The organism is Caulobacter sp., from assembly GCF_039596335.1.
Lineage (GTDB): Bacteria > Pseudomonadota > Alphaproteobacteria > Caulobacterales > Caulobacteraceae > Caulobacter.
Genome location: NZ_JBCNJZ010000010.1, coordinates 214,975 through 228,215 on the forward strand (window position 1 = coordinate 214,975; position 13,241 = coordinate 228,215).

7 protein-coding genes are annotated in these 13,241 nt (G+C 65.4%); 6 read left to right on the plus strand and 1 reads right to left on the minus strand.

Annotated elements, in window-relative coordinates:
* The first annotated feature begins 6 nt into the window (after nucleotides 1–6).
* Nucleotides 7–390 carry a 50S ribosomal protein L7/L12 gene (rplL, locus tag ABDW31_RS21115; RefSeq protein ID WP_184722367.1) on the plus strand — a complete coding sequence of 128 codons (384 nt, stop codon included), beginning with the start codon at nucleotides 7–9 and terminating at the stop codon, nucleotides 388–390.
* Nucleotides 391–546: 156 nt separating this feature from the next.
* Here the strand turns inward: rplL and ABDW31_RS21120 are convergent, their stop codons facing one another.
* On the minus strand, nucleotides 547–1,866 hold the full coding sequence (locus ABDW31_RS21120) for an O-antigen ligase (RefSeq protein WP_184722364.1): 1,320 nt from the start codon (nucleotides 1,864–1,866) through the stop codon (nucleotides 547–549).
* 138 nt (nucleotides 1,867–2,004) lie between these two features.
* Between ABDW31_RS21120 and ABDW31_RS21125 the strand changes: the two genes are divergently transcribed.
* From ABDW31_RS21125 to rpoC, 5 genes are all read left to right on the plus strand, one after another.
* Nucleotides 2,005–2,994, plus strand: a complete 990-nt coding sequence (locus tag ABDW31_RS21125) for an acyltransferase (RefSeq protein WP_184722362.1) — start codon at nucleotides 2,005–2,007, stop codon at nucleotides 2,992–2,994.
* Nucleotides 2,995–3,052: 58 nt separating this feature from the next.
* Nucleotides 3,053–4,075, plus strand: coding sequence for a YCF48-related protein (locus tag ABDW31_RS21130; RefSeq protein WP_184722359.1), 1,023 nt, complete (start codon nucleotides 3,053–3,055; stop codon nucleotides 4,073–4,075).
* A 181-nt stretch (nucleotides 4,076–4,256) separates the two neighbouring features.
* Complete coding sequence (locus ABDW31_RS21135) at nucleotides 4,257–4,415, plus strand: hypothetical protein (protein ID WP_184722357.1); 159 nt, start codon at nucleotides 4,257–4,259, stop codon at nucleotides 4,413–4,415.
* A 407-nt stretch (nucleotides 4,416–4,822) separates the two neighbouring features.
* A complete protein-coding gene (gene rpoB / locus ABDW31_RS21140; RefSeq protein WP_184722354.1) occupies nucleotides 4,823–8,893 on the plus strand; it encodes a DNA-directed RNA polymerase subunit beta in 4,071 nt (1,356 codons plus the stop codon).
* Nucleotides 8,894–8,993: 100 nt separating this feature from the next.
* Nucleotides 8,994–13,184 (plus strand): DNA-directed RNA polymerase subunit beta', encoded by a 4,191-nt coding sequence (gene rpoC / locus ABDW31_RS21145; protein WP_184722351.1) that lies wholly within the window; start codon nucleotides 8,994–8,996, stop codon nucleotides 13,182–13,184.
* Nucleotides 13,185–13,241 lie beyond the last annotated feature (57 nt).

The following is a 13,241-nucleotide window of genomic DNA, read 5'->3' on the forward strand; positions in this document are numbered from 1 at the left end:
TGACACATGTCGAAGCTCGAAAAGCTGGTCGAAGAACTGTCCACCCTGTCGGTGCTGGAAGCCGCTGAACTGTCGAAGCTGCTGGAAGAAAAGTGGGGCGTTTCGGCCGCTGCTCCGGTCGCCGTCGCCGCCGCTGGTGGCGCTGCCGCCGCTCCGGCCGAAGCTGCTGAAGAGCAAACCGAGTTCACCGTTGTCCTGGTCGACGGCGGCGACAAGAAGATCAACGTGATTAAGGAAGTCCGCGGCGTCCGTCCGGACCTCGGCCTGAAGGAAGCCAAGGACCTGGTCGAAGGCGCTCCGCAGAACGTCGTCGAGAACGTCTCGAAGCAACAAGCCGACGAGATCTCGAAGAAGCTCACGGAAGCCGGCGCCAAGATCCAAATCAAGTAATTCGCTCCCAGCGTCAGCTGGGATCGAGTTCCTTTTGGAACTGCCGACGCGGCCTCGGAGGGAAACTTCCGGGGCCGTTTTCTTTTGGCCGGGTGATCGCAAAAGACGACAGGAATCCGCCTTCTTAGGCGCAAGGCCTAGGAAGGCCATTTGCCCTTAGGCCTGCAGGTCTTCGCGCTCAGACCGCCAGGGCATGGCCAGCTTGGTCACGGTCATCGAGAAGATCACCCAGCCCAGGTCGTTCTGGATCAGGGCGTCGGCCTCGGTCAGGCTGTGCAGGGTGAAGATGGTCAGGAACGGCAGGAAGAAGAAGGCCGGCGCCGTCGGCAGCCGGGTGAGGCCCTTCAGCCACGCCCCGCCCAGCAGGGCCAGCCAGGCAGCCAGACCGAAATAGCCAAGCTCGATCCAGACTCCCAGGACGGTGTTGTGGGCCGAGAAGATCGTGAAGCCCTGGTTCTTGGAGATCCAGGCGACGGGGCCGCGTCCGGACTGGTCGTCCCACACCGCGCCATAGCCGTAGCCTGTCCACGGTTTCAGGTCGATCTGCCGCTGCACGGCGTCCCAGATCAGGGTGCGGCCGGTGAAGGTGGCGTCACGGCCGATCAGCTTGAAGACCAGGTCCGGGGCCAGGGTGAGGAGCGCGGCGATTAGGGCGATGCTGCTGACCGCGCCGAACACCGCCAGGGTGCCGATCGCGGGATTGCGCCGGCACAGGCCGATGACCGGCACAAAGCACAGGCCGGCCATGCAGGAGAGCAGGGCGGTCTTGGACGTCGACAGCACGATCAGCGCCAGGGCCCCGGCCGCGAAGCCCAGCCACAACTTTCGCCGCTGCGGATTGGCGATGGCGCAGGCCACCAAGGTCGGGGTACCCAGAGACATGGCGTAGCCCAGCTGGTTCTTGCCCCCATAGACGCCGCGCCAGGCGCCGGGGAAGTCGGCGGACATCACGCCATAGGCCGGCAGCACGATGCCGAGGAAAAACGAGCACCCCACCACGACGGCGAAGGTGGTCCCCAGCACCTCCAGGGTCTTGGGCCATTCGAAGCGCTCGGCCAGCAACACGCCGGCCATGGTCGTCATCACGATGGCGATCAGGCGGCGCTGGGTCACGCCCGGCTGCAGGCTCCAGAACATCGAGCATATGGCCACGGCCAACAGGGCGCACAGAAGCCAGGAGCGGGCCAGGGTCTTGGCGAAGCGCCAGGGCCGCAGGCAGATGATCGCCAGCACGGCCAGATAGACCGGGAAGAACACCAGGCGCAGCACGGCCGACTGGCTGTTGGTGGCGCTGGACGAGACGTCGATGCCGCCGGTGCCGGGACCCATGAACAGCAGCAGGTAGAACTGGCTGAAGATCAGCGTCGCGAAGACGCAGGTCCAGAACGGGATGTCGATCTGCGGCCGCGCACCGGCAACGGCCGGGGTCCACGCCTGCGGCGCCTCTTCGGCATAGAGGCCGTAGGGCGTCGACATTCAGCGCTCTCTCCCACCTTGAGGACTACAGCGGGTTGTTAACCGCAAGATGTTAATTCCGGCTGAAATCTGGGGTTTTCGATAGTGCAGAGCTCGCAAGCTGCCGACCCGCTCGGCCCTCAAACAAGGATTGGGGCGTTGGATGGCGTCCGCGCCATCAGCATCCTGTTGGTGCTGGCCGGACACCTGCTGCCGCTCAGCTTCAGGGGCGTCGACGGCAACTCCGTGGCGGCCACGGCGGGCATGGCGCTGTTCTTCGTGCTGTCGGGCTATTTCGTCACGCGCATCCTGGAACAGGGCGTGACGACCCGGGACTTCCTGATCCGCCGCATGCTGCGGATCGTGCCGCTGGCCTATCTGTTCGCCATCGCGGTCTTCGTGATCTTCAAGCCCGACCTGACGGCGCTGCGCAACACGCTGCTGTTCACCCTGAACTACACCCAGGGCCCCTATGTCTGGCAGACGGGCCATCTTTGGTCGCTGTGCGTCGAGATGCAGTTCTATCTGGCCATGGCCGCGCTGTACCTGGCGCTGGGCGCGCGGGCCAAGTGGGCGATCCTGATCGCCCCGCCCTGCGTCACCGTGCTGCGGGTGCTGTCGGGCGACGGCTGGAGCACCTTCACCCACCTGCGCTGTGACGAACTGCTGGTCGGGGGCGTGCTGTATCTGGCCACGACCGGGGCCTATGGCGACCTGTCGCGGATCTGGCGCCGTCTGGGACCGGCGCTGCCGATCCTGGCCATCGTGTTCCTGATCACCTGCAGCCCCGACGTGCCGGTGGCCCCGCTGCTGCGCGCCTGGCCGGCGGCGTTGGTGGTTGGCGCCGTGCTCAGCCTGCGGTCGGGCTGGATCCTGGCGATCCTGGAGTCCGCGCCGATGGCCTATATCGCCAAGGTCTCGTACGCGGTCTATGTCGTCCACCTGGCCTGCGCCAGCGGCCCGCTGGCGGGCGGCGACAAGGTGCTGCTCTACACCGTGAAGCGGCCGATCTCGTTCGCCCTGACCTTCCTGATCGCCCACATCTCGACCACCTATTACGAGGCGTTCTGGAACCGTCTGGCCCACCGGATGACGCAGCGCCGCCCTGCGCCGGCGCCCGTGGCCCAGGCCGCGCCGGAAGCCGCGTAGCGGGTTGCGCCGACGCTGATTTGGCGGCCTGATGGCCCGGTTTCGCCGGAGCCCCATCGTGAATCGCAGAGCCCTCATCGCCGGCGTCGCCGCCACGGCCGCCATGCCGAGCCTGGCCGCGGCCGATGGCCTGGGCGGCATCCGCATCCCGGCCTCGACCTGTGACAGCGAACTGCGCGGCCTGTCGCCGACCGGCGGCAAGTCCTACTGGGCCTCGGGCTCCAAGGGCTGGCTGGTGCGCGGCAAGGACGAGCGCCAGGACGCCATGCGCATCGTCGGGGCCGAGGCCCTGGACTTCCGCGGCCTGCACGCCTTCAGCGACAGCCATGTGCTGGCCATGAGCGCCGGGCCGGGCGACGCCTCGCAGCTGTGGCGTACGCGCGACGGCGGCAAAAAGTGGGTCCAGGTCACGACCAACCAGGACCCGGACGGCTTCTGGGATTCGATCGCCTTTGTCGACAGCCGACGCGGCTTCATCCTGGGCGATCCGACGCAGAGCCGCTTCACGGTGCTCTATACCGCCGACGGCGGCGACACTTGGAACCGGCTTAAGCCCGAGGGCGTGCCGCCGGCCGACGACGGGGAGAGCGCCTTCGCCGCCAGCAATGGCTGCGTGGCCATCGGCCGGCATGGGCAGGTGGCGTTCTGCACCGGCGGGGCGGGCAAGGCGCGGGTCTATCTGTCGCGCGGCGGCGGCGGGGTGTTCGTGGCGCTGGACACGCCGATCCCGGCCGACAGCCGCTCCAAGGGCGCCTTCGCCTGCGCCTTCGCCAAGGACGGTACGCTGTGGGTCTGCGGCGGCGACTACAAGAACCCGACGGCCGAGGGCGTGAACCTGGCCCGGCTGGCGCCGGGCCGCATCACCTTCGAGGCCGTGCCCGCGCCGGCCGGCTATCTCTCGGGCCTGGACGTCCACGGCGACACGGTGATGGCCACGGGGCTGGCAGGCACGATCGTCAGCCGCAAGGGTGCGCCGTTCCAGCGGGTCTCGCCCGCGCCGATGAACACCGTCCGGCTGACGGGCAAGACGTCGGGCGTGCTGTGTGGGCCGAAGGGAACGATCGGGCTGTGGAAGGCCTGAGAATAACCCTCATCGTCATCCCGCGCTTTATGCGCGGGACCCATTTGTCCGCCGCAAGTGAAGTGCAGGCTCACGCTCTCCCCCGGAAGCTGAACCATGGGTCCCGCGCATAAAGCGCGGGATGACGGGGGAGGGGGAGAGAAAACCCGGAACCCTCCCGCCCAAGCTACGTTTCCCCCACATGCTCAAGCTCGCCGGTGTCCTGCTCGTCCTGATGATCCTGTTCGGGGTCCTGGGTTTCGTGGTCGATGTGGCCGGCGCGTTGACCAAGGTGGCGTTCTTCGTCTGCCTGATCGCGTTCGGCGGCTCCCTGGCGATGAAGGCGTTGAAGAAGGGGTAAGGCGTAAAAGCCCGCTCATCCCCGCGAAAGCGGGGACCCAAGCCGACTCTCGGCTTGGTCGGTCTACAGAGGGCCGCCTGCACGCGCCGCCTGGGTCCCCGCTTTCGCGGGGATGAGCGGTGTGCAGGTTGATCACACTTTCCCCCTTCCCATCCTTATCCACATCCCCTATATCCCCGCGTTCACGAAGACATTCGGCGGAGCGCGTCTGCGCGTCCGTATTACGCCCCGAGGCGCGATCAGCCGCCCTCCGATCCGCGCGAAGGGGCGCCCTCAAGCTTCCGGTCCCGGTCGCTTGATAGGGGAATTCCAGCGTCCGCAGCTCCCTGAACAGGCGAGCGGCGAGGGTGGACGCCGAGGCAATTCGAATTCACGCGCGGATTCCGTCCGCGCCGCAGGGAAAAAACATGGCGCAATCCTTCACCGGCAAGAAGCGTATCCGGAAGTCGTTCGGACGCATCCCCGAGGCTGTGCAGATGCCGAACCTCATCGAGGTTCAGCGCTCCTCCTACGAACAGTTCCTGCAGCGCGAGGTCCGTCCGGGCCAGCGCCGCGACGAGGGCGTGGAAGCGGTCTTCAAGTCGGTGTTCCCGATCAAGGACTTCAACGAACGCGCCGTCCTGGAATACGTTTCGTACGAGTTCGAAGAGCCCAAGTACGACGTTGAAGAGTGCATTCAGCGCGACATGACCTTCGCCGCGCCGCTGAAGGTCAAGCTGCGCCTGATCGTGTTCGAGACGGAAGAAGAAACCGGCGCCCGCTCGGTCAAGGACATCAAGGAGCAGGACGTCTACATGGGCGATATCCCGCTCATGACGGACAAGGGCACCTTCATCGTCAACGGCACCGAGCGCGTCATCGTCTCGCAGATGCACCGTTCGCCGGGCGTGTTCTTCGACCACGACAAGGGCAAGACCCACGCCTCGGGCAAGCTGCTGTTCGCCGCCCGCGTGATCCCGTACCGCGGCTCGTGGCTGGACTTCGAGTTCGACGCCAAGGACATCGTCTACGTCCGCATCGACCGTCGCCGTAAGCTGCCGGCCACGACCTTCCTCTATGCCCTGGGCATGGACGGCGAAGAGATCCTGACCACGTTCTACGACGTCGTTCCGTTCGAGAAGCGTTCGGGCGGCTGGGCCACCCCGTACAAGCCCGAGCGCTGGCGCGGCGTGAAGCCGGAGTTCCCCCTGGTCGACGCCGACACGGGTGAGGAAGTCGCTCCGGCCGGCACCAAGATCACCGCTCGCCAGGCCAAGAAGTTCGCCGACGGCGGTCTGAAGACCCTGCTGCTGGCGCCTGAGGCCCTGACCGGCCGCTATCTGGCCCGCGACGCCGTCAACTTCGAAACCGGCGAGATCTACTCGGAAGCCGGCGACGAGCTGGACGTTCCGGCGATCCAGGCCCTGGCCGACCAAGGCTTCGACACGATCGACGTGCTGGACATCGACCACGTCACGGTCGGCGCCTACATGCGCAACACCCTGCGCGTGGACAAGAACGCCGTCCGTGAAGACGCGCTGTTCGACATCTACCGCGTGATGCGTCCGGGCGAGCCGCCGACGGTGGAAGCCGCCGAAGCGATGTTCAAGTCGCTGTTCTTCGACGCCGAGCGCTACGACCTGTCGTCGGTGGGCCGCGTGAAGATGAACATGCGCCTGGAGCAGGACGTGTCGGACGAAGTCCGCACCCTGCGCAAGGAAGACGTCCTGGCCGTGCTGAAGGTCCTGGTGGGCCTGCGCGACGGTCGCGGCGAAATCGACGACATCGACAACCTGGGCAACCGTCGCGTTCGCTCGGTCGGTGAGCTGCTGGAAAACCAGTACCGCGTCGGCCTGCTGCGCATGGAACGCGCCATCAAGGAACGCATGTCGTCGGTCGACATCGACACCGTGATGCCGCACGACCTGATCAACGCCAAGCCGGCCGCCGCCGCCGTCCGCGAATTCTTCGGCTCCTCGCAGCTGTCGCAGTTCATGGACCAGACGAACCCGCTGTCGGAAATCACCCACAAGCGTCGTCTCTCGGCGCTTGGCCCGGGCGGTCTGACCCGTGAGCGCGCCGGCTTCGAAGTCCGCGACGTTCACCCGACGCACTACGGCCGCATCTGCCCGATTGAAACGCCGGAAGGCCCGAACATCGGTCTGATCAACTCGCTGGCCACGCACGCTCGCGTGAACAAGTACGGCTTCATCGAGAGCCCGTACCGTCGCGTGAAGGACGGCAAGCCGCAGGACGAAGTCGTCTACATGTCGGCGATGGAGGAATCCAAGCACGTCATCGCCCAGTCGAACATCGACGTGACCGGTGGCGAGATCGTCGAAGACCTGGTTCCGGGCCGCATCAACGGCGAACCGACCCTCCTGCAAAAGGAGACGGTGGACCTGATGGACGTGTCGCCGCGCCAAGTCGTGTCGGTCGCCGCGGCCCTGATCCCGTTCCTCGAAAACGATGACGCCAATCGCGCGCTCATGGGTTCGAACATGCAACGTCAGGCCGTGCCGCTGGTGCAGTCGGACGCCCCTCTGGTCGGCACCGGCATGGAAGCCGTCGTCGCCCGTGACTCGGGCGCCGTCGTCATCGCCAAGCGCACGGGCGTGGTCGAGCAGATCGACGGTACGCGTATCGTCATCCGCGCCACCGAAGAGACCGACGCGGCCCGCTCGGGCGTCGACATCTACCGGATGTCGAAGTTCCAGCGTTCGAACCAGTCGACCTGCATCAACCAGCGCCCGCTGGTGAAGGTGGGCGACCGCATCAGCGCCGGCGACATCATCGCCGACGGTCCGTCGACCGAGCTGGGCGAACTGGCCCTGGGCCGCAACGCGCTCGTCGCGTTCATGCCCTGGAACGGCTACAACTTCGAAGACTCCATCCTGATCTCCGAACGCATCGTCCGTGACGACGTCTTCACCTCGATCCACATCGAGGAATTCGAAGTCATGGCCCGCGACACGAAGCTGGGTCCGGAAGAAATCACCCGCGACATCCCGAACGTCGGCGAGGAAGCCCTGCGCAACCTCGACGAAGCCGGCATCGTGGCGATCGGCGCCGAAGTCCAGCCGGGCGACATCCTGGTCGGCAAGGTCACGCCGAAGGGCGAAAGCCCGATGACGCCGGAAGAAAAGCTGCTGCGCGCCATCTTCGGTGAAAAGGCCTCGGACGTCCGCGACACCAGCCTGCGCCTGCCCCCGGGCGTCGCCGGCACGATCGTCGACGTGCGCGTGTTCAACCGCCACGGCGTCGACAAGGACGAACGTGCGCTGGCCATCGAACGCGCCGAGATCGACCGTCTGGGCAAGGACCGCGACGATGAGTTCGCGATCCTGAACCGCAACATCTCGGGCCGTCTGCGCGAGCTGCTGGTCGGCAAGGTCGCTCTGTCGGGTCCCAAGGGCCTGCAGCGCGGCGAGATCACCTCGGAAGGCCTGGCTCAGGTCGCTTCGGGTCTGTGGTGGCAGATCGCGCTCGAAGACGAGAAGGCGATGGGCGAACTGGAAAGCCTGCGCCGCCTGTTCGACGAGAACCGCAAGCGCCTCGACCGTCGTTTCGAAGACAAGGTCGACAAGCTGCAGCGCGGCGACGAACTGCCCCCGGGCGTGATGAAGATGGTCAAGGTCTTCGTGGCCGTGAAGCGCAAGCTTCAGCCGGGCGACAAGATGGCCGGCCGTCACGGCAACAAGGGCGTCATCTCGCGCATCCTGCCGATCGAGGACATGCCGTTCCTCGCCGACGGTACGCACGTCGACGTCGTTCTGAACCCGCTGGGCGTGCCCTCGCGCATGAACGTCGGTCAGATCTTCGAAACCCACCTGGGCTGGGCCTGCGCCAATCTCGGCAAGCAGATCACCAACCTGATGGAAGACTGGCAGGCTGGCGGTCAGAAGCAGGCTCTCATCGAGCGCCTGCAAGAGATCTACGGCCCGGACGAAGTCCTGCCGGAAACCGAAGAAGAGCTGGTCGAGCTGGCCAAGAACCTGGGCAAGGGCGTTCCCATCGCCACCCCCGTGTTCGACGGCGCGCGCATGGACGACATCGAGAACCACCTCGAGATGGCCGGCGTGAACCGTTCGGGTCAGTCGGTGCTGTTCGACGGCCTGACCGGCGAGCAGTTCAAGCGTCCGGTCACGGTCGGCTACATCTACATGCTGAAGCTGCACCACCTGGTCGACGACAAGATCCACGCCCGTTCGATCGGTCCGTACTCGCTCGTCACGCAACAGCCGCTGGGTGGTAAGGCCCAGTTCGGCGGTCAGCGCTTCGGGGAAATGGAAGTGTGGGCTCTGGAAGCCTACGGCGCGGCCTACACCCTGCAGGAAATGCTGACGGTGAAGTCCGACGACGTGGCTGGCCGGACCAAGGTTTACGAGTCGATCGTCCGCGGCGACGACACGTTCGAAGCCGGTATCCCGGAAAGCTTCAACGTGCTGGTCAAGGAAATGCGCTCGCTCGGCCTGAACGTCGAGCTGGAGAACAGCTGATCCGGATCTCCCTCCCTGGCCTGATGGCCGGGGAGGGGCCTCCCATCAGCCCACTCTCCAACTTTGAATTTTCGCGGGTATCCCCGCAGAAGGAACCAAGATGAACCAGGAAGTCCTGAACATCTTCAATCCGGTCCAGGCCGCTCCGACCTTCGACCAGATCCGCATCTCGCTGGCTTCGCCGGAAAAGATCCGCTCGTGGTCGTTCGGCGAGATCAAGAAGCCGGAAACCATCAACTACCGCACGTTCAAGCCCGAGCGTGACGGCCTGTTCTGCGCCCGTATCTTTGGCCCGACCAAGGACTACGAATGCCTGTGCGGCAAGTACAAGCGCATGAAGTACAAGGGCATCATCTGCGAAAAGTGCGGCGTTGAAGTCACCCTGGCCCGCGTCCGTCGCGAGCGCATGGGTCACATCGAGCTGGCCTCGCCGGTCGCCCACATCTGGTTCCTGAAGTCGCTGCCGTCGCGTATCGCCATGATGCTCGACATGCCGCTGAAGGACATCGAGCGCGTCCTGTACTTCGAATACTACATCGTCACCGAGCCGGGCCTGACCCCGCTGAAGCAGCACCAGCTGCTGTCGGAAGACGACTACATGCGTGCTCAGGAAGAGTACGGCGACGACAGCTTCACCGCCGAAATCGGCGCGGAAGCGGTCCAGAACCTGCTGAAGGCCATCGACCTCGAGAAAGAGGCCGAGCGTCTGCGCGAGGAACTGGCCGGCACCGTGTCGGACATGAAGCAGAAGAAGTTCAGCAAGCGCCTGAAGATCCTGGAAGCCTTCCAGGAGTCGGGCAACCGTCCCGAGTGGATGGTGCTGACGGTCGTTCCGGTCATCCCGCCGGAACTGCGTCCGCTGGTGCCGCTGGACGGCGGCCGCTTCGCGACCTCGGACCTGAACGACCTGTATCGCCGGGTCATCAACCGTAACAACCGCCTGAAGCGCCTGATCGAGCTGCGTGCGCCCGACATCATCATCCGCAACGAAAAGCGGATGCTGCAGGAGTCGGTCGACGCCCTGTTCGACAACGGCCGTCGCGGTCGCGTCATCACCGGCGCCAACAAGCGTCCGCTGAAGTCGCTGGCCGACATGCTGAAGGGTAAGCAGGGTCGCTTCCGTCAGAACCTGCTGGGCAAGCGCGTCGACTACTCGGGCCGTTCGGTCATCGTGGTGGGTCCCGAGCTGAAGCTGCACGAGTGCGGCCTGCCCAAGAAGATGGCGCTCGAGCTGTTCAAGCCGTTCATCTATGCGCGTCTGGACGCCAAGGGCCTGTCGGGCACCGTCAAGCAGTCCAAGCGCATGGTCGAGCGCGAGCAGCCGCAGGTGTGGGACATCCTCGAAGAGGTGATCCGCGAACACCCGGTCATGCTGAACCGCGCGCCGACGCTTCACCGTCTGGGCATCCAGGCGTTCGAGCCGAAGCTGATCGAGGGCAAGGCCATCCAGCTGCACCCGCTGGTCTGCGCCGCGTTCAACGCCGACTTCGACGGCGACCAGATGGCCGTGCACGTCCCGCTGAGCCTGGAAGCTCAGCTGGAAGCGCGCGTCCTGATGATGTCGACCAACAACATCCTGTCGCCCGCCAACGGTCGCCCGATCATCGTGCCGTCGCAGGACATCGTCCTGGGTCTGTACTACCTGTCGGTCGCCCGCGAGGGTGAGCCGGGCGAAGGCAAGATCTTCGCCGACCTGGGTGAAATCGAAGCCGCCATGGACGCAGGCGTCATCTCGCTGCACGCCAAGATCAAGGCGCGCCACACCGAGATGACTCCGGACGGTCAGCTGCTGCGCAAGGTGATCGACACCACGCCGGGCCGCATGAAGATCGCCGCCCTGCTGCCGCACCACCCGCAGATTGGCCACCGCCTGATCGAAAAGGCGCTGACCAAGAAGGAAATCGGCAATCTGATCGACATCGTCTACCGCCACTGCGGTCAGAAGGCGACGGTCATCTTCGCCGACAAGGTCATGGGTCTGGGCTTCAAGGAAGCCGCCAAGGCCGGCATTTCCTTCGGCAAGGACGACATCATCATCCCGAAGCGGAAGGAGGCCATCGTGGCCGAAACCCGCTCGCTGGCCGAGGAGTACGAGCAACAGTACGCCGACGGTCTGATCACCAAGGGTGAGAAGTACAACAAGGTCGTTGACGCCTGGGCCAAGGCGACGGACCGCGTCGCCGACGAGATGATGGCCGAGCTTCAGATGAAGCATAAGGACGAGAACGGCCGCGAGCGCGAGATCAACGCCATCTACATGATGGCTCACTCGGGCGCCCGTGGTTCGCAAGCCCAGATGAAGCAGCTGGGCGGCATGCGCGGTCTGATGGCCAAGCCTTCGGGTGAGATCATCGAGACCCCGATCGTCTCGAACTTCAAGGAAGGCCTGACCGTTCAGGAATACTTCAACTCGACCCACGGCGCTCGTAAGGGCCTCGCGGACACCGCGCTGAAGACCGCCAACTCGGGCTACCTGACCCGTCGTCTGGTCGACGTCGCGCAGGACTGCATCATCGTCGAAGAAGACTGCGGCACCACGAAGGGCATCACCCTGCGCGCCGTCGTCGAAGGCGGCGACGTGCTGGTCTCGCTGGGCACCCGCGTCCTGGGCCGCTTCACCGCTGAAGACGTCAAGGATCCGGGCACCGGCGAACTGGTCGTTCCGGCCGACACCTATATCGACGAGAACATCGCCGACGCCATCGAGGCTGCGGTCGTCCAGTCGGTCAAGGTCCGTTCGGTCCTGACCTGTGAAGCCAAGATCGGCGTCTGCGGCGCCTGCTACGGCCGCGACCTGGCGCGTGGTACGCCGGTGAACATCGGTGAAGCGGTCGGCGTCATCGCCGCCCAGTCGATCGGTGAGCCCGGCACGCAGCTGACGATGCGTACGTTCCACATCGGCGGCACCGCCCAGGTGGCCGAGCAGTCGTTCTTCGAAGCCTCGAACGACGGTACGGTCCGCGTGATCGGTCCGACGGTCGTGGGCGCCGACGGCGCGCTGGTCATCATGAGCCGCAACACCACCGTCAGCGTCCTCGTCGACGGCAAGGAACGCGAGACCTACAAGCCGCCGTACGGCGCGCGCCTGAAGGTCAAGGACGGCGATGCGGTCAAGCGCGGCCAGCGCCTCGGCGACTGGGACCCCTACACCACTCCGATCATCACCGAAGTCGCCGGTCGCATCCGCGCCGAAGACCTGGTCGATGGCCTGTCGATCCGCGAGGAGGTCGACGAAGCGACGGGCATCGCCCAGCGCGTCGTCGCCGACTGGCGAACCTCGGCCCGCGGTTCGGACCTGCGTCCGGCCATGGGCGTGCTGGCCGAAGACGGCTCGTATCGTCGCCTGAGCAACGGCGGTGAAGCGCGCTACCTGCTGTCGGCCGGCGCCATTCTCTCCGTCGCCGACGGCGACGAAGTGAAGCCGGGTGAAGTCATCGCGCGTATCCCGACCGAAGGCGCCAAGACCCGGGACATCACCGGTGGTCTGCCGCGCGTCGCCGAACTCTTCGAAGCCCGCCGTCCCAAGGACTGCGCGGTCATCGCGGAAATGGACGGCCGTGTCGAATTCGGCAAGGACTACAAGAACAAGCGCCGGATCAAGATCACGCCGGACGTCGATGCGGACGGCAACCAAGCCGAACCGGTCGAGTTCCTGATCCCGAAGGGCAAGCACATTGCCGTTCACGACGGGGACTTCATCACCAAGGGCGAGTACATCATCGACGGCAACCCGGATCCGCACGACATCCTGCGCATCCTGGGCGTCGAAGCCCTGGCCAACTTCCTCGTCGACGAGATCCAAGAGGTCTATCGTCTGCAGGGCGTGCCGATTAACGACAAGCACATCGAGACGATCGTTCGTCAGATGCTGCAGAAGGTCGAGATCCTCGAGCCCGGCGACACCGGCCTGATCAAGGGCGACCACCTTGATAAGCCGGAGTTCGACAAGGAACAGGACAAGGCGATCGCCCGCGGCGGCCGTCCGGCTGTGACCCAGCCGGTCCTGCTGGGCATCACCAAGGCCTCGCTGCAGACGAAGAGCTTCATCTCGGCCGCGTCGTTCCAGGAAACGACCCGCGTCCTGACCGAAGCCTCGGTGCACGGCAAGACCGACACCCTGGAAGGCCTGAAGGAAAACGTCATCGTGGGTCGCCTGATCCCCGCTGGTACGGGTTCCTACCTGCGCAGCCTGCAGCGCGTCGCCGCCAAGCGCGACGAGCAGCTGGCCCAGCAGCGCGAAGAAGCGATGGAGCCGCTGCCGGCCGAAATCGCGCTCTCCGACGCCGAATAGGCCAAGGTCTGAGTGACTAACGGAAAGGCCCGGGAGCGATCCCGGGCCTTTTTCGTT